Here is a 16,090-nt window from a genome sequence, read left to right on the forward strand (position 1 = left end):
GTGAGGTTCCGTTATCGATGCGGGAGATCGAGACACCGTTCGCGGTGACGACCTGCCCTGCGAGGTACGCAGTCGAGGGTGCCCAGAGGGGAACATAACTTGCGTCGAGTGCTGCTTTCAGCGGCGTCGATGTGGTCGCTGCCGTAGCGACCTGATCGACCGTCAGTCCGCCACCCTCGATCGGGTTTTCCTCGAGCCACGCCGTGATGGCTGCATCGACCTGAGTCGGTGTGGTCGTCGGCGGAAGATACTGCGCGATGAGAGTCCCCATGCGGGCGGTGCCGGACGCGGGGACCACGAACGGGGATCGACCCGAACCTATCTGTGCGTACACGAGACCGGGATCCAGCGTCACCGAGAATGCTCCGTTGACCGGAGTGATCGGCACTCGCTTCATCGTGACCGTCGCGGTCCCTGCCGCGTCGGGTCGCATCTCCGGAACGAAGAACACGACCTCCGAATTGTCGGGGTCGCCGGCGACCGTCCTCATGGTGTCGGTAATCGTCGTCATCTAGATCCACGCCTCTCTGAACTGGATTGATGGCAGAACTCGGTGTGCGGAATTCATGCGTCCAACTCCGCGGGCCGGGGCGGTGGCTCTTCGTCACGGTCGGCGAACACTCGCAGAAGGCGTGAGATGTAGGTGCGCAACGCCAGGACGACGCGGTCGAGGCGGTTGATCGCCTTATCCCGCTCCTCGATCTGCGCCGTCAGCATCGCTACTCGGCGTTCGAGGGATGCGATCTCGCCGTCGTGACGAGTCTGCATATCGGCACGATCTTCGGCGCGTGCCTTTCGTTCGGTGTCCAGCTTCTCGTTGGCTGTGTCGAGTTTCGTTTGCAGCGAAGCGATATCGTCGAGCTTCACCTTCGAGCGAGTCGACAAAAATCCAGTCGCCACGACACCGGAAGCAGTGATCACGCCACCGATCGCAGCTAGCAGATTTGGGTCCATCAACGCATCCCCCGTTCGGCACAGCCTCGAGCGACCGCCAGATGAACGAGCGCAGTGAATGACGCGATGGCACCAGCTACGACAGGCACCGGTGGTTGAGTGAGGAAGGCGGAGAAAAGGATCGCGGCCCCGTAGAACGCCCACACGAATACGGCACCGAGATGAGCAGGGATGAATCCGCGCCGGCGCATGGCAGCCATGATCAGTACGACGCCCGTGATGATGAACATGACCGACCACAGTGGGCCAATGTTCTCGATGTACACCACCGCCGACACCTGCCCCGGCTGTAGCGGTCGACGCACCAATTCCTCAGGCATCGACGGGAGGTACAGGGCACCGACCGTGACGTTCATGATTCCGGCGGTCGCGGCAGTCAACCGCGCACCGAGCATCAATCCGCCTGACGGTGGCGTCCGACGTATTCATCCAACTCCTGCGCCTGCTGCGCGGTGATGGCGTTCGGGACCAGCCAGGCAGCGACCGTGAACAGTCCCTGAATGGCGATGGCCACGCCGACTTGCCATGCCCCCGACAGTGGCAATCCCACTAGGAGGAGGAGTCCGTTGGTGACCAGGCCGACGAGGTTGGCGATGGTCTTCCGGTTCTGCTTCACGAACGGAATGTTCTGGACGTAGCCCTTGGCCAGGCCGTCGAATGGAGAGGTCATCACTTAGCCTCCGTTCCGTTGAGCTTGGCCTCGATACGGGCCAAGGATTTCTCGATGCGATCGTTCTGCTCGACCGCGAAGTTCCCGATCTGGATCAGGCGCGCAATACCATCGACAAGGCTCCGACCCTTGTTGCCGTTGAACTCGTCCCCGAGCTGCGGCCAACCCTTGCCGCCGGGACCGAGTAGCTGCTCCTGAACATCTGCTGCATTGGCCATGTCATCCTCCTGAGGAAGTAGCGCGTCGCCGAGTGCGAGCGCGCGGTAGTAGAACTTGCGCCGGTCGTCGATGCCGTTCTGCCCGCCGTTGACGGCTTGCGTTGCGCCGACTAAGTTCTCGGCGTCGGCGAACGCGTTCATATTTCGGGCGGCAGTCCAGTACCAGACCGCACCCAGGAATCCGTAGTCCGGCCGAGACAGTAGGGTCGGCTCGTCGACGAACTTCGAGGGGCTGTCGACGTAGCCCTTGCTGTGCGCCCACTGCGACAGCCGCGCGTAGTTGAAGCGGCCGGTGACCTGAATCGGGCCGCGGCCTTTGAACCGTCGACCGTCCCCTGGCTGAGTGTTCCCGAGATCCTTGCGCCATTCGTACGCCGAGCCGTCCGCTATCTCTTCCATCCACTTCAGACCGCCGGACTCGTGCCCGATCTGGCTGCACCACATCGTGACCCGCAGCACCGTCGTGCATCCGGCCTGAATGAGCGCTCGATTGAAGGCCGGTGCGAGCTCCTCGTAGCGAGCCATCGAGACGCGGTTGTCCATCGCCCGTGCGAGTGTTGCCGCGTCCATCAGCGCGGGCCCGTGAACTGCTCGAGTACCGCATCCCACTCGGCCGAATCGTCGGCCGCAGCGTAAATGCCAAGGTGCCCGGCGAGGAGCTTCGCCGCGAAGGCTTCGTTGCGCTGATCGCCTTCGCGCCAGGACATCTGGTAGTGCATCTCGTCGGCACGAGACCAGTCGGCACCCCAGAACACCGAGCCCTCGAATAGCGCCAGGCCCTGACGGATCTTCGCGATCCGATCTGCCGGCATTACGCGGCGGCCCCACGGGTACTTCGGCGCGTTCACGTCGACGCCGGTGCCGGACAGGTGGTTCGAGGTGGACACGTCATTGTCACGGGACCATCCCCACACTGCCGAACTGATCTCCTCGACGTTGAGGTCGTACCACTTCAGCCATGCGCCGAGGATGGTCAGCGGCGCACCCTTGCGGAGTGGTGCCGTATCGACGAGGTAGAGATCCTTGATCCGTGGGATGTCGCATTCGTCGCGGTTGCACATGCGCCAACCGTTCTCCGAGTGCGTGTTCCCGTATGCGGTGCGAAAGCTCACGTCGTCGCCTCCTGTTTCATGCCTGCTCGAATCGCCTTGTACCTCGTGACGACCGCCGACCGCAGCGCGCTCGCCGGCGATGAGGGTGCGACCGTCAGGCTGATCGCCCAATTGAGGTGATCGAGTGCCGCGTACAGGCCGTCGACTGCCGCACTCGGGTTGCTGGGGTTCGCGGCTTTCGCGGTGTCGTAGCCGACGTGGTCGTTGACTGCCGCGGCACGGCAGATGTACCGCGGCCATGTCTGCGGCGACTGCAACTCCGCAAGCGGCTGGTCGGGCACGATCTCCGTTGTTCCATCCTCATGGAGGATCCAGATGTCGGAGTCGTGCCGGTTGTCGGCGTTGTGGGCGAGCACTTCCATGAACTGCTCGAGAGTGACGTGCTCGGTCATGCTGCCTCCACGTCTGAGATGTCGGACTCGAACCAGTCCTGGATTCGGGGTGAGTTCTGGAACGGTGTGCGCTCCTGGCCGAGGCCGCCGTAGCGCCGCTGCGGGCCGTACGGGACGGTCGAGCTGGTGACGTCTGTGCGGATGATTTCGATGCCGTTGTGGAACACGAGGACACGGTCAGGAAAGAATGTGGTGCCGACCCACTCGCCCTGCTGTGCCTGAATCGAATCGCCCACGGCGAGAGTGCGCGACGTCGACACAAGGTTCGTGAAATTCGTCCGGTTGGCGATTGACTGCAGAATGATCGCGCCGCGTCGGAACGCGACACGTAGTCCTGTCGAACGGTTCTGAGTGCAGCGAAACAGCAGGGCCGCAAACGCCACCTGGCTCTGCGCGGAGTCCGGCAGGAGACCGACCCTGCACCCGTGCAGCTGATAGTCAGTCGTCAACGGCTTCGTGTACAGCGCGTACCCGAGACCGTCGCTGGTGCTGATGAACGCCAAGTCATTCGACCGGATGCCCACGCTGGTGGTCGTCGACCAACTGCCACCGATGCCGAACAGTCCGCCCGCATCCTCGCGGTCGAAGTTGTCCTCGAAGAATCGTTTCGGTTGCGCGACAACGATGTTGTTGCCGACCGCGACGTACGCCACAAACCCCGACGGGTACGCCGGCCATGACACTGCCGACTCGGCGATCGAGTCAGGTGAGGTCGTCGCGGACGAGATAGCGGTCGTCGCGCTGATCTGCCGAGGATAGAAGCCTGCTGGGCGCTCCGGAGTGAACTTCTCTTTCCCTGCGATGTAAACCGTTCCGACCGCGCGGAACCGGACTGCCACCCAGGTACCCGCCTCGACGATGGCGTCGTCGAAGTTCGTCGGCGTCGATGTGTGTGAGGTGTTGACAAGAAGGCTGGCGAGATTGGGAGATTCGGCAGTCAGCGCGGTCATATCGCCCGTCGGTGACACCGAGTAGACCCGTGTGTAGAGATCGGTCGGCGTCCCTCGGGCGTAGAAGTTCAGCCCCGAGAGTGCGGTATCGACGGGGACTCGGATGAACGCGAACCACTGCTGATTCGCCGGCATCAACTTCTCGGGAAGCCTGGTCAAGGGAATGTTGTGACTATGGTTGCCCAGGGTGTGACTGTGACTGCCGAGGTCCTCGGAGTTGGTGCGAGTACCCGTGGTGCCACGGACATGACTGTGGCTACCCAGATCCGTCGAACCAGTGCTGCCCGTTGAGTTCGCCGTGCTGTCGGCCGCGAGCATCTCCAGGTCCGAGTGCGGGATCGACGGCCATTCAGTGCCGTTGATCGCCACGTAACCCGGAGTTGGAGAACGGATATCGAAGACGGCGATCTTCTGAATGATCTCCTTCTTCACGTTCACCACGGTCTGCGCGGCACCGGTAGCGGTGTTGATCGCAGTGTCGGCCTTGGTATCCGTGGCCTTCAGTGCGCCAGTCAGGTCGATCAGGCCACCGGTGATGCCCTTGAGTCCGAACACGAGTGCTGAGATCAGGCCGAGAACGCCGTTGAAGAATCCGCCGAAGAGGTTGGAGATCCAGGAATCGAAGAAGTTGTTCTCGTACTTGTTCGCGAACGCATTCGTCTGCTCGTTCTTCCATTGATCACCAGTCTTGGCGGCCCATGACGCAAGACCCAAGCCGTTCTGTGAAGCTGACCCCGATGGGATCCGACCGTCGGGTGAAGTCATCCACGCACCCGCGCAATCACGCGATCAGCCAGCTCGGAGCTGATCATTGACCTCACCTGCAGGTCGGGCGCGCCACAGGCATCGGCGACCTCGATCACCTGATCTGCCGTGATACCCAGCTTCTTGGCCAGTGCCGAAACACGCACCCGCTTGACTGGCTTCTGTAGACCGAACGTCTCGAGCACCACGTCGGCCACCTGAGCCTGGTCGTGCTGCGGCAACTGAGCGAACAACGTCCGTGCGTCAGGGACTTCGGGATCCGGATCAGAAGCATCCACCCACAGGCCGGCCGCCTGGGCGCGGTTCAACATGCTGCCGCCCACCACGTACTTGCGGGTCGGCTCGTCCGGAAGGGGATCACCGGGCATGCGCACCCCATCGACTGTGACCATCAGCCGCTTCACGCCGTCGATGATCTCCATGTCCAGCCCGAGGCATTCGCACAGGTGCTCGGACTGCGCCTCGAAGAACTCGGTGGGCAACGGCAAGGGAGCGCCCCTGACCGCGAATCCCGTAAACATCCACAAGAAGCGCTGCCGAGCCGAAGTCAGGTCGCAGTTCCCGCGAGTCGGCAGACCGATCCCATCCCACGTCTTCTCGAAACTGTTCTTCACGGGAGGCATCAGAACGCTCCTAGGTCTTTCACCGCGGCGAGTAGTTGTTCGATCCGTTCCCACGCCCGCTGAGCGGGGTCCTGTAGCGCACGGTCGTCGCCGATCGTGATGCCCCACTCCGGACCCGCCTCGCGTGACCAGGACAGGACGAGCTTCGATACGCGGTCCATGTAGATTCGGCCGGACACATCGTGCTGACGGGTGGCACCGACACGATCGCCGAGGAAGAAGTCACCGGATCCGTTGTCGCCGATCAGGAATGGCGCACCGTCTCGGACGTTGATCTCGTGAGATGTCCACGTTCTGGTTGTCCAGAACCCGGTACGCAGCACCATCAATGACGACAGCGTGTATGCCTTGCCCGAGCCCTCTTGGAAGTACTCGAAATACCTCGACCATCCAGAGTTCTGCGCTCGTGCAAAGCTTTTCACTGACATCCACGCGGCCAGCGTGTCCTCGTAAAATGGGCGCAGCAGGGTGTCGATAGATCCGCCGATCGAACCGATCTGTGCCAGGTTGCCGAGAATGTCTGCGAGGGCTTGGATTCCGGCTGAGATCGCCTCGTTTATGCCGGGTGCGGAATGGCCTCCAGTGTTGACCTGAATCGCCGTCGAAGGCGTTTCCATCCACCGCGCGGACTGGATCCCCGACCGTTCGCCCGCGAGGTACACCGCATATGGAAGCCGCTTGTCGGTGCCCTTCCTGCCGGGCATGTAGTAGTCGCTCGGGATGGTTGTGTCGGTGACGAGCGACGATGTTGTATCGATAAAGTCGGATGCGAAGGTCTCGACGGTGCGGACCAGACCGTCGAAAATGGATCCGCCGTTCGAAGTACCCGAGTAGACGCCGGACTTGTCGACGAAGTCCACGACCAGCGCGCCATGACGGAGGTTTGCTCCTGCCCACGGTGCGGGATCCCCGGTCAGCCAGCGGCGCAACACCGGAGTGATCTGCGCGTCCTGGTAGATCGGCTTTGCCATGTCGTGGAAGTTCTTCCACCGCGACGTCGCAACGGTCCAGATGGTCCCGGCCGCCATGTCCTGCACGAACGACGTCGGTTTGACGACGATGTTCCAGTTCGACTGATTCAGCGAACTGCCCCAGGATGCGAAGTTCATCGGATCGTCGGGGAATGTGATGAGCGGGTTGTGCTCACGGAAGATCTGCATGAACAGGGTCGTCTTGAGAACCCAGATGGCAGGACCGGGAAGGATGAACACGCGGGGGAACTGCACGATTGCGGGCAGGAAGGGGTTCGACCAGACGTCGTAGAACTTCAGTTCTTCGTAGTCCGAAGCGAACGCCAGCGTCGTCACCGACGATCCGTCGTTCATGTCTTCCTGGACGACGTTCTTGAGTCGGCCACTCCATCGCGCGCCGACGTAATCGACGGTGACATGGATGTTTCGCTTCTCGCCGCGCGCGATCCTGGCCTGAGAGTTCAGCGCCCACTGTGCAACTCGTGAGTCGGTGGGGATCGGCAATTCGCCGGCTCCGGTATCGCCGTCGACGAGTTCGAAGTTGCCCGAGTACTCGCTCGTGACGAGATGGATGAGATTCCATTCGCCATCCCACAGGCGCACAACCGGAGTGACCTCGCGAAGGTTGCGTTCCGCCCGGCGCTGACGTTCGGTCTCGGCGAGGATCGCATTGCACTGATCGAGCAGCGATGCGCCGAGGTCGACACTCACTCCAGACCCCAGGGCCACTGTGAGTAGCGGCGCTGGACCAGCTGCACCATCGCCCCGCCTGATGGGGCAGACGTGACCGACACCGGCAACGGCGTCGGCGGGGTGTACGGCGGCATCCAGTGTGTGAAGTACTTACCGGGCACAGGCATCCTTCCCAGCAGGTTGGTCCCGTTGGCGGAGCGGATCATGATCTCCGTCGAGGTATCCGTCGTGACGACAGCGCCGACGTCGGTGGACGTGATCAACGGGCACAGGATCGTTCGGGTTGTGTGATCGAGACCGGACTGCACATCCACGCCGGGGACGCGCGCATAGGCCGGTCCTCGCCAGGAGAAGTCCGGAAGGGTCCACTGGCCGCGAGTCAACACCCACCGCATCGGCATCGGCTGATCCGTCGGGTTCGACGGGAGCGGACCTTCTGCGCCGGTCGTAGTCCCGCCGACGAACCCCGATCCCGAAGTAGCCGTCGTCGACCACGCCGATATGACGTCGTCCCAGTACCACATCGGCTGGCCGGATCTCAGTGGGAAGATCGGATTGCCGCGACCGAGGAGCAGAACGTCCATGCCAGGGTCGAAGTCCGCGGCCTCGTAGAGTTGGACGTCGATGGACCGCGTTCCTGACATCTCCGTCGTGTAGGCAATACGCGCCAGCTTGGCGTCCGGATCCCAGACGTCCTTGCGTGAGGTGAACGCCTTCCTGAACTTCGAGATGACGACGTCGACCTGGACGTCGTCGACCACCTGGAAGCCCAGGGAGATGTCTCGGACGTCGACCCACTCGCCATTCAGAGTGCCGCCCTGTTGCCTGGCACCCGATTTCCATGCCTGCCGGAGCGGGGCGTCCATTAAGCCCTTGACCTGGTCTTGGCCGAGATAGACGCCCTGCTCCCCCATGCCTGGGCCCGACACGCACCAGTACGACCCATCGGCTCCGAATACTTCGATCCGGGATGTCGTCGTCAGGTAGGAGTTCGGGGTGAGGGGGTTGATCACGAGCGGCCTCCGTATCGCATCATCTGCCGCTGCTGCATTCCGTTGATCTGACGAATCACGTCATCCGGGTTCATTCCGGTGATCTGCCCGATCGTGATCGAGAAGTCCGGACCCACAGGCGATCCCGTAGCTGAAGGCATTGGGGCGGCTGGTGCGCCGTAGTTCGCCTGTGCCGCCATCTGTGAGGACGCCACCGACTGGCCGATATCCATCGCCGCCTTGTAGTAGCGGTGATTCGGATCGAGGATCGAACCCTCAAGCCCCAGGTACTCGGGCGCTGCACTTCGTGCAATTCCGCCCAGTTCCCCACCCAGTTGCGCAAGACGCTGCAGCGCATACGCATTCGGGTCGACGATGCCACCGGCTGCAAAGTTCCCGAGGTTCTGATTGAACCCCTTGAACAACTCCCACTGCGTATTCGTCAGCACCGCTTCCGGCTTCCCGGACGTGTTCCATCCGATCGACCCGTTCGGGAAGATCCCGCCCGAGTCGTAGCCCGCACCCGTCAATGCACCCACGCCGCGGCCGCCGAACTTCGGATCCCTCAGCAGGTAGTTGAGCGATGCACGGATGTTGTCTTCCGGATTCCAGATGTCGTCGTGCCCGGGGTCCTTGTACGACTGGAACGTCGGGTCGATGACCTGAGCGATACCTTTCGACGGTGTCCCGTTCTGCGCGTTGACATCCCAGGTGTTGATCGCGTTCGGATTGAACGTCGACTCGCGCTGCAGCTGGTACAGGTACTTGTCGACGTACCCGCGGTCGATGCCCTTCTCGTCGAACAAGCGCTCCACGAGGGGGCGGTACTGGTCGGCCGTTCCGATCAGTGCGCCCCCGGGTGCGGTGGATCCCGAGTCGGATGTGCCGGCGATCTTCGAGCGCACGAAGTCGACGGCCTTGGTCTTGAGCTCGTCGTACGCGGCCTTGGGAAGCTGGCCCATCTTCGAGTTGCCGAAGTCCGGGATCTGGTCGCCCAGAGCGGACAGGGGCTTCTCGAACAGGCTCGACACTTGATCGGCAACCTTCGACCGCAGCGTGTTGAACAGACCGCCGGTGGTCGAGCCCGCATCCGAGACGACCCCACCACCGGTGCCGTCGACAGCTTGATCGGCCGCGATGTGCACATGGTCGTAGTGGCCGGGAATGTCGCCCGCATACACCGAGTTCCGCAGCTGCGCCTGGTCGGTGATCGAGTTGCCGCCGACGTTGTACAGTAGCGGTCCCGGTCCCCAGATCACCTGGGCGAGCTTGTTACCCAGCGTATTGACGGCCCAGTCCGCGACCTGCTGCATCGGGCCGCCGACGTCGATGGCTTGACCCTTGCCGTGGTACCCGGATGCACCCGGACGGTATGCCGAGTTGAGGGTCGCGTTCGGGAATGCACCCGACACCGCGGTCCACAGTGACTCGTCGACCACGCCGCCGAATGCGAAGTTCGCATCCCGCTGCATCTTCCGGACGCCCTCGACGCCCTGAGTGCGGGCGACCTTGTTGGCGGCGTTGATGTAGTTCGGGCCCATCGCACGCTGCCACTCGGGCCGCATGATCGCCTCACCACCGGACACACCGATGGTGTACGGATCACGACCAGGCGTGTAGCCCGGGATGATGCCGCCGGTCGCGTAACCCGACTTGACCGCGTTGCCTGCATCCTTGTTGGCCTGCGGGTTCTCGATACGAGCCACGCCATCCCACGGAGACAGTCCGGGGATGACATCGGCGACGGCATTCCAGGCGTTCTTCAGGGTGCCGTTGATGACGGTGTCGATGATCCAGTTGATCGGTGCTGCAGCGAGATCCTTCAGTTCGCCCCACTTGCGACCTATGCCGTCTACCACGTTGCCGAAGAACGTCTGCACACTCGACAGGCCGTTCGTCAATCCGGGGAACGCAGTCTCGACGATCGTCGTGATGGTCGACCCGATCTTGTCACCGAGACCGCCCCATAGTTCCCCGATGTTGGCGAGCCATTCGACTGCATTGTCCTTGAGCTCGATGACTTTGGTCTTCGCCGAGTCGATCTTCTCGGACACCCATGTGACTACCCCACTGACTTTGTCGCTCAGAGTGTTCCATGCTTCGACAGCTGTGCCACCCAGGTCTCTGAGGAACCCGAGAGCCATCTCGGTAACTCGCTCTTTGAGTCCGGCGACAGCGTCACCGGCCTGTCGTAGTGCCGCAGCGAACGGTGATTCGCCGTCCTTGGGGTTGAGCCAGTTCCATGCATCGCCGCCGAAGAAGTCGGACAGGCCGCCGAGCCAGTTCCATGCCTTGCCGCCCGGGCTGGCATCGAATCCGCCCGGCTGCATCGGGATTTCCAGGCCAGGAATGTCGGTCGGGATACTGTAGCCGTCTTTGTTGGGATCGTTCGCATCGTTTGGGTTGTCCGGCGGGATCGGGGTGCCGTAACCGGTCTTGCCGCCGTCGTTTCCGCGAGGGTCGAGGGTGGGAGGCTCGGGCGGGTTCAGTCCGAGTAGCGCTGCAACTTTGTCGACGAAGATGATGCTGTCCTTGACGAGAGACAGCAGCGAGACCGCAGTATCCTTTGCGCTGGCCCAGAAGTCGCTCATCTGGAGCTTGCCCTCGTCGGTGTTCAGCCAGTCCGCGAACTTCTTCAGCTCGGACGTCATCCCGGAGATCATCGATTCACCGGTCTTGTCCGAAGTCGAGAACAGTCCACCGATCACACGGCCGATCTCCCAGAACAAATCCTTGATGTCACCGAGGGCCTCGATCGAGTCCTGCATGAAGGTGCGGATCTTGTTCTGGCCCTCTTCGGATTCCGTGAACTCCCGGAACTCCTTCATCACGTTCGAGAAGGAATCACCGAAGCCGGGAAGGAACTCGGAGCCGATGGCTGCGATGTTGGTCAGCGAGCCGGAGAGGTCCGAGAGGCCGTCCATGAGTGGGCCGATGGCCTGGCGTGTGTTCTCGAAGATCTTGGTCCAGTCGAGCTGTGACGACTCGGAACCCAGATCATCGAGCGCCCGCCGCAATCCGCCGTTGATCTCGGTAGCGATGTCACCGAGGCCGGTGCGCAACACCGGGAAGTAGCGTTCGGCAAGTTCGGTTATGGATGTGCCGAGACCGTCGAACAGGTTGTCCTGCACTTCGAGTCGGAGGTCTTTCCATGCACCGCCGAGGTTGCGGACGTCCTCGATGAACGTGCGCGCGTTCGGGGACAGGTTCGCCAGCGCCTCGGCATACTTGTCGGCCGACGTCGCAGCCGAAGTAGCGGCGGCGTTCTGGACCTCGGCAAGGTTGCTCTGAGCGTCCGCGACAGCGGTCTGTGCATCGACGAGCGCCTGCTTGGAATCGGCCACCCGGAGATCGGCGTCGGCGACAGACTCCTGCGCGTCCACGACCTGCTTCGAGCCTTCGACGCCGGCCTTGTTCGCCGCGTCCGTCTCGGTACGGAGATCGGCGTTGCGCTCACGAACCTCATCGATCCGCTGCTTCGCCTGATCAACGCCGAGGATCGCTTCCTCGAAGTCCAGCGCGGTGACCGGTTGGCCATCCTTGCCGAGCTCCTGAAGCCGCTGTTGTGCGCGACGGAGAGACAACTCCGCATCGCGCTCGTCGAGCGAGGAGCCCTTCAGTGCGAGGTTGAGATCCTCGATCTGCTCGACCGCATCCTTGCGGGCATCGGTGAGCTTCTCCTGCGCACGCTCGGACGCCTTCTGCGCGTCGGCGACACCACGCTCAGCGCGGACCACACCGGCCTGAGCTGTTGCGACACCGCGGGCCGCGGACTCGACCTGCTTCTGAGCGGTCGCCTGCGCCTTCGATGCTGCTGCAGCATCCTTCGACGCATCCTCGGCAGCCTTCGAGCCGGCCTTGAACGCATCGAAGATACCGGTCGAGCCGACAACGATGGTCGCAATCGATGCCGCAGCCGCCGCAGCCGCCGCAGGGAGCAGTGAGATGACACCCGCCGCCTGAGCCAACTGGCCGACCAGCGGAATGACGTTGACCGCGGCCAGCGCTGCCAGGGCGTACGTCGCCAACTGGACCGGGTTGATCATCCCGGATGCGGCAGAACCGATCGACCCAATACCACCCGCCGATCCACCGATGCCCGCAGATGCCGCGCGCAACGCGGCGATCTGCGCCAGTGCCGCAGTGATGTCGAGATCGAAGTTCGCGGTGACCGCCCGGCCCGCCTCGGCGCGGAATGCAGACAACTGCGCACGCGCGGCAGTGAAGTCGAGATCCACCGGGATGGTGATGTTCCCACCGGCACCCGCGGTCGCAGCATCAACAGCCGCACGGAAGCCTGTCAGGTCCGGGCGTACCTCGACGTCGATCTCGGCACGGAATCGACCCAGGCCGGTCTCGAGCTCGCGCGCGAACCGCGAGAAGTCCGGCACGACAACGACCGGGGCCTCGACACGCTCCGCACGTAGCAGTTGCTTGACCTTGCGATGAAAGCCCGTCAGATCAGGAACGATGGGGAGTTTCGCACTGCTGACGGAGTAGGTCACAGCCACGCCGGATCACCCCACTGTTCTCATGTCACGCCGAGGTCCGCCAGAACGGAATCGACCACCAATTTCTTGCGATATGACAGCTCGAGCTCCAACGCTGTCTTCGGGATCGGCCACAGATCGGGCGAGGGCACCTTGTTTCCGTTGACGCGCAACAGGTGCCAGTCGAGGATCTTCATCATGTTGAAGTTCGCGACCAGAAGCCGCGTTTGAAGGTCGTAGCCCTCGAGGGACGCCATCCCGCCCGATGCCTGTGGCTGATCAGCCATGACTTTCGCCAACTCCGGGTCGGCGGCCTGAGCGGCCTTGAACTTCGACTCTGGTGGCAGGTTTTTCGTGAACCGGTAGAACTGGCCCCATGGCCGCAGCCCCCGAAAGAAATCAAGCAGGTCCACAGAGCAACGCACCTGCAGATCCCACTCGATTTCGTCGGCGTACTTCTCGAGGAGCTGGACGAGCCCTACTCTTTTCCCGGGACACCCTCGGCGTCATCGGGTGCGGCACGGAAATGCGCGTTCAAGTCGTTGATGAACGGCATCAGCACACCGACCGGTTCGTCGGCAAGAACTGCCCACACGGCCGGAAACGCCTTGCCGCAGATCGTTTCCAGCAGCGATTTGAAGTCCCGCTCCGAGATCGCGCCGGAGTTGTCGAGCAGTGACGCCAGGGCGAGAGTCTGCTCGATCGAATCGGGGGCCTTGATCTCGATGGGCGGATCGACGGCATCGAACAGGTACGGCGGCGTCGGGTCGTAGTCCTTGAGCGCTTCCGCCTTCAGGGTGGCCCAACGCGACTTCTTCGGTGTTGCTTTCGTGACCATTTCCGTGCTCCCAGGGTGAGGTGTTACTTGGACGACTTGTCGGCCTCGGCAGCTTTCGCCAGGACCGTCTCGGGCTTGATGTTCTGCTTCGGCGTGTAGCCCTTGCAGACGAGGTTGTTGAACTCCACCGCGGACCCGCAGGTGTACTCGACGCCCTCGGGGGATAGCAGTTTGATCGGCTCGAAGGCCATGTGAACTCCCGTGATTCGGATCTCCCAGGGTGGTGAAGTCGGTCCGCGCCGGGGCCCTGGGAGATCACCCGGCGCGGACCGACAATCAGGCGGTAGCGAAGCCCATCTTGACGTTCAAGGCCTTCCAGCCCGGGCCGCCGTACAGGTGCTTGACTGCGTAGCCGAGAGTGGAGTCGATCTTCGCGGTGACGGTCATCTGGTATGCCAGAGCGTCTTCGGTGGACCAACTCTGCTCCGAAACTTCCGAGATGGTGGCACGCGGAAGGAAGCGCGCGATGTAGATCGCGTTCGCGCCCTCGCCGTCGATGCCGAGCAGGATCATGCGGCGGTGACGGGTATCGGGCTTTGTCGCCTCGGTGAACGCAACCTCGCCGGTCGTCGCATCGGCCGTGACCGCAGACAGGTCCTGGTTGGTGTACAGCGCCAGAACGTTCTTCTTCGTCTCGAGGCACGAGAAGCTGAATGTCGATGTGCGGCGGATGATGTCGGTGCGCACATCCTCGAGCGCGCCCCATCCGGGAACACCCGACGACTCGGTGTCGGCGGACGCAGACAGGCCGGCGTCGGAAATGCGGCCGAGAGACGAGAAGCCTGTCGTGGCGACCAGTTCGGAAGATGCTCCCGACGTCAGGGTGGCAGGCAGTGATGCAGTGAGGGGGGCGTCGAGTACCGCGCCGGCCAAGACCTTCCGGACAAGATCGTCCTTGAAATCGGCAATGGAATCGAAAGCGACCATGGGTACTTCTCCTTCATGTGGGCATGCGAATTGACCGCCCACGTTGGGAGCGGTATTGAACGAATGGAACGGTCAGGCGAAAATGCGCCTGAACGACAGTTGGAACGTGGCAGCGACGAACTTGTTGTCCGGGTTCAGATCCGGGAACTGCTGCACACCTTGGGCTTCGCGAACCGAGTCGATGAGAGCGCCGTCGACAGCGGTACCGCCTGCGCCGAGAAGACGGTCGCGGACTTGACCGGCGACCGACCACGCTCGTGTGCGGGAGTCTTTCGCGTACACCCCCACCTGAAGCAGGGGTCGGTCGGTGATGCCATCGCTGCCACCGCCGACGCGGTTGACGACGATGACGGCGTCCATATCCCGCCACTCCTTCTCGTCAGGAAGGAATGTGCACGTGTACGCGAGATCCTCGAGGAGGGCCAGCAGGACAGCTTCGGCGTCAGGGAACATCGCTGCGTCCGAACATGTCCCGGACCTGCGAGAGATTGTTCTCTGCCGAGTTCTGCGACGAACCGAACTCACGGGAGACGCCGTAAGGGCCGTAGGACAGTACGACGCCTGTCCAGCGATCCAACCGCGCGCCACCCATTTCGGTGTACGATCGCGACGACCGGGCGTTGAGACCCGACCGTTTGACGGCGTTCTCGCGGAACACCGCCAGTCCGAGCTCGGCCATCTCCCCCATCAGAGACCGCAACTCCGGGCCCTTCAGGAAGTCGGACAGAACGTTCTGGCCTGGACGTGGCATCCGGTAGTCCATCAGCCCTCGATTCGTTGCAGCTTCACGGTCACACCCGGAGTCGATCCCGTGAATGGGTTCTTCCACCGCGCGGGTTTTCCGATGACCGAATACACATCGCCGTCCGGCAGTTCGATTCGATCCGACGAGAGGACGTCGACACCCCAGGGGCAGTAGAGAACGACGTCGACGATGACGGCCTCACGGTTGTCATCGCGCGAAGAATTCGCCGAAGCGGATTCCTCGGTCGCCGCCCAGTCGATTCCCACGCCGTCGATGACGTGATGCTCATCGAATGCTGTGTCACCGAACTTGCTACGAGCCGGCCGCCGCAGAACGGTGACCGACTCGCCGTGCGGGAACGTCATAACCCCAGAGCTGTCATCGACACCGCACCCGACGCCCGGCCGGTAATTCGGTCGAGCAACTCCGATTCCTTCTTGGTCAGAAAAAGGCTGCCATCGGGATTGGAGTACTTCATCGACGTCGAGTTCGACCACGGGCCTGTGGTTTCACTTCTCGTGGACGTCTCCACACCCTCCGACGAAGAGTTGAGAAGCGCGCGGCGAACCATGGCCCGGACGATCATCTTGGGCCCGTACTCGTCACCGGTGGAGTCGATCGACGGGTACCACGACCTCAGCCAGTAGGAGGCATCGGCCAGCAATGTGTCGGCCGCTTGGAACTCGGATTCGGTCAGCGGTCGCCAGCCGGTCGCGAGCTCCTCTTTCGTGGCAAAGGAAGTGGCCATCG

Annotated in this window: 20 protein-coding genes; all 20 read right to left on the bottom strand. The window is 62.7% G+C overall.

The window, feature by feature from the left end; genetic code table 11:
* On the bottom strand, window positions 1–511 hold a 511-nt coding region (locus CH249_RS25615), incomplete at its 3' end, for a hypothetical protein (RefSeq protein ID WP_218830224.1).
* A gap of 53 nt (window positions 512–564) precedes the next feature.
* Window positions 565–867, bottom strand: a complete 303-nt coding sequence (locus CH249_RS25620) for a hypothetical protein (RefSeq protein ID WP_143544581.1) — start codon at window positions 865–867, stop codon at window positions 565–567.
* An 86-nt stretch (window positions 868–953) separates the two neighbouring features.
* Complete coding sequence (locus CH249_RS25625) at window positions 954–1,334, bottom strand: hypothetical protein (RefSeq protein WP_256988478.1); 381 nt, start codon at window positions 1,332–1,334, stop codon at window positions 954–956.
* 14 nt (window positions 1,335–1,348) lie between these two features.
* Window positions 1,349–1,624 carry a hypothetical protein gene (locus tag CH249_RS25630; protein WP_094699042.1) on the bottom strand — a complete coding sequence of 92 codons (276 nt, stop codon included), beginning with the start codon at window positions 1,622–1,624 and terminating at the stop codon, window positions 1,349–1,351.
* The gene (locus tag CH249_RS25635; protein WP_094699044.1) at window positions 1,624–2,412 is read right to left on the bottom strand and encodes a hypothetical protein; all 789 of its coding nucleotides are present in this window, start codon (window positions 2,410–2,412) and stop codon (window positions 1,624–1,626) included. The genes CH249_RS25630 and CH249_RS25635 overlap by 1 nt, the downstream gene beginning before the upstream one ends.
* Window positions 2,412–2,954: a M15 family metallopeptidase gene (locus CH249_RS25640; RefSeq protein WP_094699046.1), complete on the bottom strand. Its 543-nt coding sequence runs from the start codon at window positions 2,952–2,954 to the stop codon at window positions 2,412–2,414. The genes CH249_RS25635 and CH249_RS25640 overlap by 1 nt, the downstream gene beginning before the upstream one ends.
* On the bottom strand, window positions 2,951–3,346 hold the full coding sequence (locus CH249_RS25645) for a hypothetical protein (RefSeq protein ID WP_094699048.1): 396 nt from the start codon (window positions 3,344–3,346) through the stop codon (window positions 2,951–2,953). Before CH249_RS25645 ends, CH249_RS25640 begins: the two co-directional genes overlap by 4 nt.
* Complete coding sequence (locus tag CH249_RS25650; protein WP_143544582.1) at window positions 3,343–5,061, bottom strand: hypothetical protein; 1,719 nt, start codon at window positions 5,059–5,061, stop codon at window positions 3,343–3,345. The genes CH249_RS25645 and CH249_RS25650 overlap by 4 nt, the downstream gene beginning before the upstream one ends.
* Window positions 5,058–5,684, bottom strand: coding sequence for a DUF2744 domain-containing protein (locus CH249_RS25655; protein ID WP_094699052.1), 627 nt, complete (start codon window positions 5,682–5,684; stop codon window positions 5,058–5,060). Before CH249_RS25655 ends, CH249_RS25650 begins: the two co-directional genes overlap by 4 nt.
* On the bottom strand, window positions 5,684–7,366 hold the full coding sequence (locus tag CH249_RS25660; protein WP_218830225.1) for a hypothetical protein: 1,683 nt from the start codon (window positions 7,364–7,366) through the stop codon (window positions 5,684–5,686). The genes CH249_RS25655 and CH249_RS25660 overlap by 1 nt, the downstream gene beginning before the upstream one ends.
* A complete protein-coding gene (locus CH249_RS25665) occupies window positions 7,363–8,361 on the bottom strand; it encodes a hypothetical protein (protein ID WP_143544583.1) in 999 nt (332 codons plus the stop codon). Before CH249_RS25665 ends, CH249_RS25660 begins: the two co-directional genes overlap by 4 nt.
* A complete protein-coding gene (locus tag CH249_RS28575) occupies window positions 8,358–12,851 on the bottom strand; it encodes a transglycosylase SLT domain-containing protein (RefSeq protein ID WP_094699056.1) in 4,494 nt (1,497 codons plus the stop codon). Before CH249_RS28575 ends, CH249_RS25665 begins: the two co-directional genes overlap by 4 nt.
* Before the next feature lie 20 nt (window positions 12,852–12,871).
* Window positions 12,872–13,243 (bottom strand): hypothetical protein, encoded by a 372-nt coding sequence (locus CH249_RS25675; RefSeq protein ID WP_094699058.1) that lies wholly within the window; start codon window positions 13,241–13,243, stop codon window positions 12,872–12,874.
* A gap of 65 nt (window positions 13,244–13,308) precedes the next feature.
* On the bottom strand, window positions 13,309–13,668 hold the full coding sequence (locus CH249_RS25680) for a hypothetical protein (RefSeq protein ID WP_094699060.1): 360 nt from the start codon (window positions 13,666–13,668) through the stop codon (window positions 13,309–13,311).
* Between the two features lie 23 nt (window positions 13,669–13,691).
* Window positions 13,692–13,859: a hypothetical protein gene (locus CH249_RS28110; protein WP_179274313.1), complete on the bottom strand. Its 168-nt coding sequence runs from the start codon at window positions 13,857–13,859 to the stop codon at window positions 13,692–13,694.
* Window positions 13,860–13,944: 85 nt separating this feature from the next.
* Window positions 13,945–14,595 (bottom strand): hypothetical protein, encoded by a 651-nt coding sequence (locus CH249_RS25685; protein ID WP_094699062.1) that lies wholly within the window; start codon window positions 14,593–14,595, stop codon window positions 13,945–13,947.
* A 72-nt stretch (window positions 14,596–14,667) separates the two neighbouring features.
* A complete protein-coding gene (locus CH249_RS25690; protein ID WP_094699064.1) occupies window positions 14,668–15,048 on the bottom strand; it encodes a hypothetical protein in 381 nt (126 codons plus the stop codon).
* Window positions 15,038–15,346, bottom strand: coding sequence for a hypothetical protein (locus tag CH249_RS25695; protein ID WP_143544584.1), 309 nt, complete (start codon window positions 15,344–15,346; stop codon window positions 15,038–15,040). Before CH249_RS25695 ends, CH249_RS25690 begins: the two co-directional genes overlap by 11 nt.
* A gap of 11 nt (window positions 15,347–15,357) precedes the next feature.
* Window positions 15,358–15,705 carry a hypothetical protein gene (locus CH249_RS25700; protein WP_094699068.1) on the bottom strand — a complete coding sequence of 116 codons (348 nt, stop codon included), beginning with the start codon at window positions 15,703–15,705 and terminating at the stop codon, window positions 15,358–15,360.
* On the bottom strand, window positions 15,702–16,088 hold the full coding sequence (locus CH249_RS25705; RefSeq protein WP_094699070.1) for a Gp19/Gp15/Gp42 family protein: 387 nt from the start codon (window positions 16,086–16,088) through the stop codon (window positions 15,702–15,704). Before CH249_RS25705 ends, CH249_RS25700 begins: the two co-directional genes overlap by 4 nt.
* Window positions 16,089–16,090: the final 2 nt, after the last annotated feature.

The sequence above is a fragment of the Rhodococcus sp. 05-2255-3B1 genome, assembly GCF_002258545.1.
Taxonomy (GTDB): domain Bacteria; phylum Actinomycetota; class Actinomycetes; order Mycobacteriales; family Mycobacteriaceae; genus Rhodococcoides.

Coding starts and splice junctions, on each gene's coding strand:
- CH249_RS25630 (WP_094699042.1), bottom strand. CDS start 1,624: ATGACCTCTCCATTCGACGGCCTGGCCAAGGGCTACGTCCAGAACATT.
- CH249_RS25635 (WP_094699044.1), bottom strand. CDS start 2,412: ATGGACGCGGCAACACTCGCACGGGCGATGGACAACCGCGTCTCGATG.
- CH249_RS25645 (WP_094699048.1), bottom strand. CDS start 3,346: ATGACCGAGCACGTCACTCTCGAGCAGTTCATGGAAGTGCTCGCCCAC.
- CH249_RS25650 (WP_143544582.1), bottom strand. CDS start 5,061: ATGACTTCACCCGACGGTCGGATCCCATCGGGGTCAGCTTCACAGAAC.
- CH249_RS25655 (WP_094699052.1), bottom strand. CDS start 5,684: ATGCCTCCCGTGAAGAACAGTTTCGAGAAGACGTGGGATGGGATCGGT.
- CH249_RS25680 (WP_094699060.1), bottom strand. CDS start 13,668: ATGGTCACGAAAGCAACACCGAAGAAGTCGCGTTGGGCCACCCTGAAG.
- CH249_RS28110 (WP_179274313.1), bottom strand. CDS start 13,859: ATGGCCTTCGAGCCGATCAAACTGCTATCCCCCGAGGGCGTCGAGTAC.
- CH249_RS25685 (WP_094699062.1), bottom strand. CDS start 14,595: ATGGTCGCTTTCGATTCCATTGCCGATTTCAAGGACGATCTTGTCCGG.
- CH249_RS25690 (WP_094699064.1), bottom strand. CDS start 15,048: ATGTTCCCTGACGCCGAAGCTGTCCTGCTGGCCCTCCTCGAGGATCTC.
- CH249_RS25695 (WP_143544584.1), bottom strand. CDS start 15,346: ATGCCACGTCCAGGCCAGAACGTTCTGTCCGACTTCCTGAAGGGCCCG.
- CH249_RS25700 (WP_094699068.1), bottom strand. CDS start 15,705: ATGACGTTCCCGCACGGCGAGTCGGTCACCGTTCTGCGGCGGCCGGCT.
- CH249_RS25705 (WP_094699070.1), bottom strand. CDS start 16,088: ATGGCCACTTCCTTTGCCACGAAAGAGGAGCTCGCGACCGGCTGGCGA.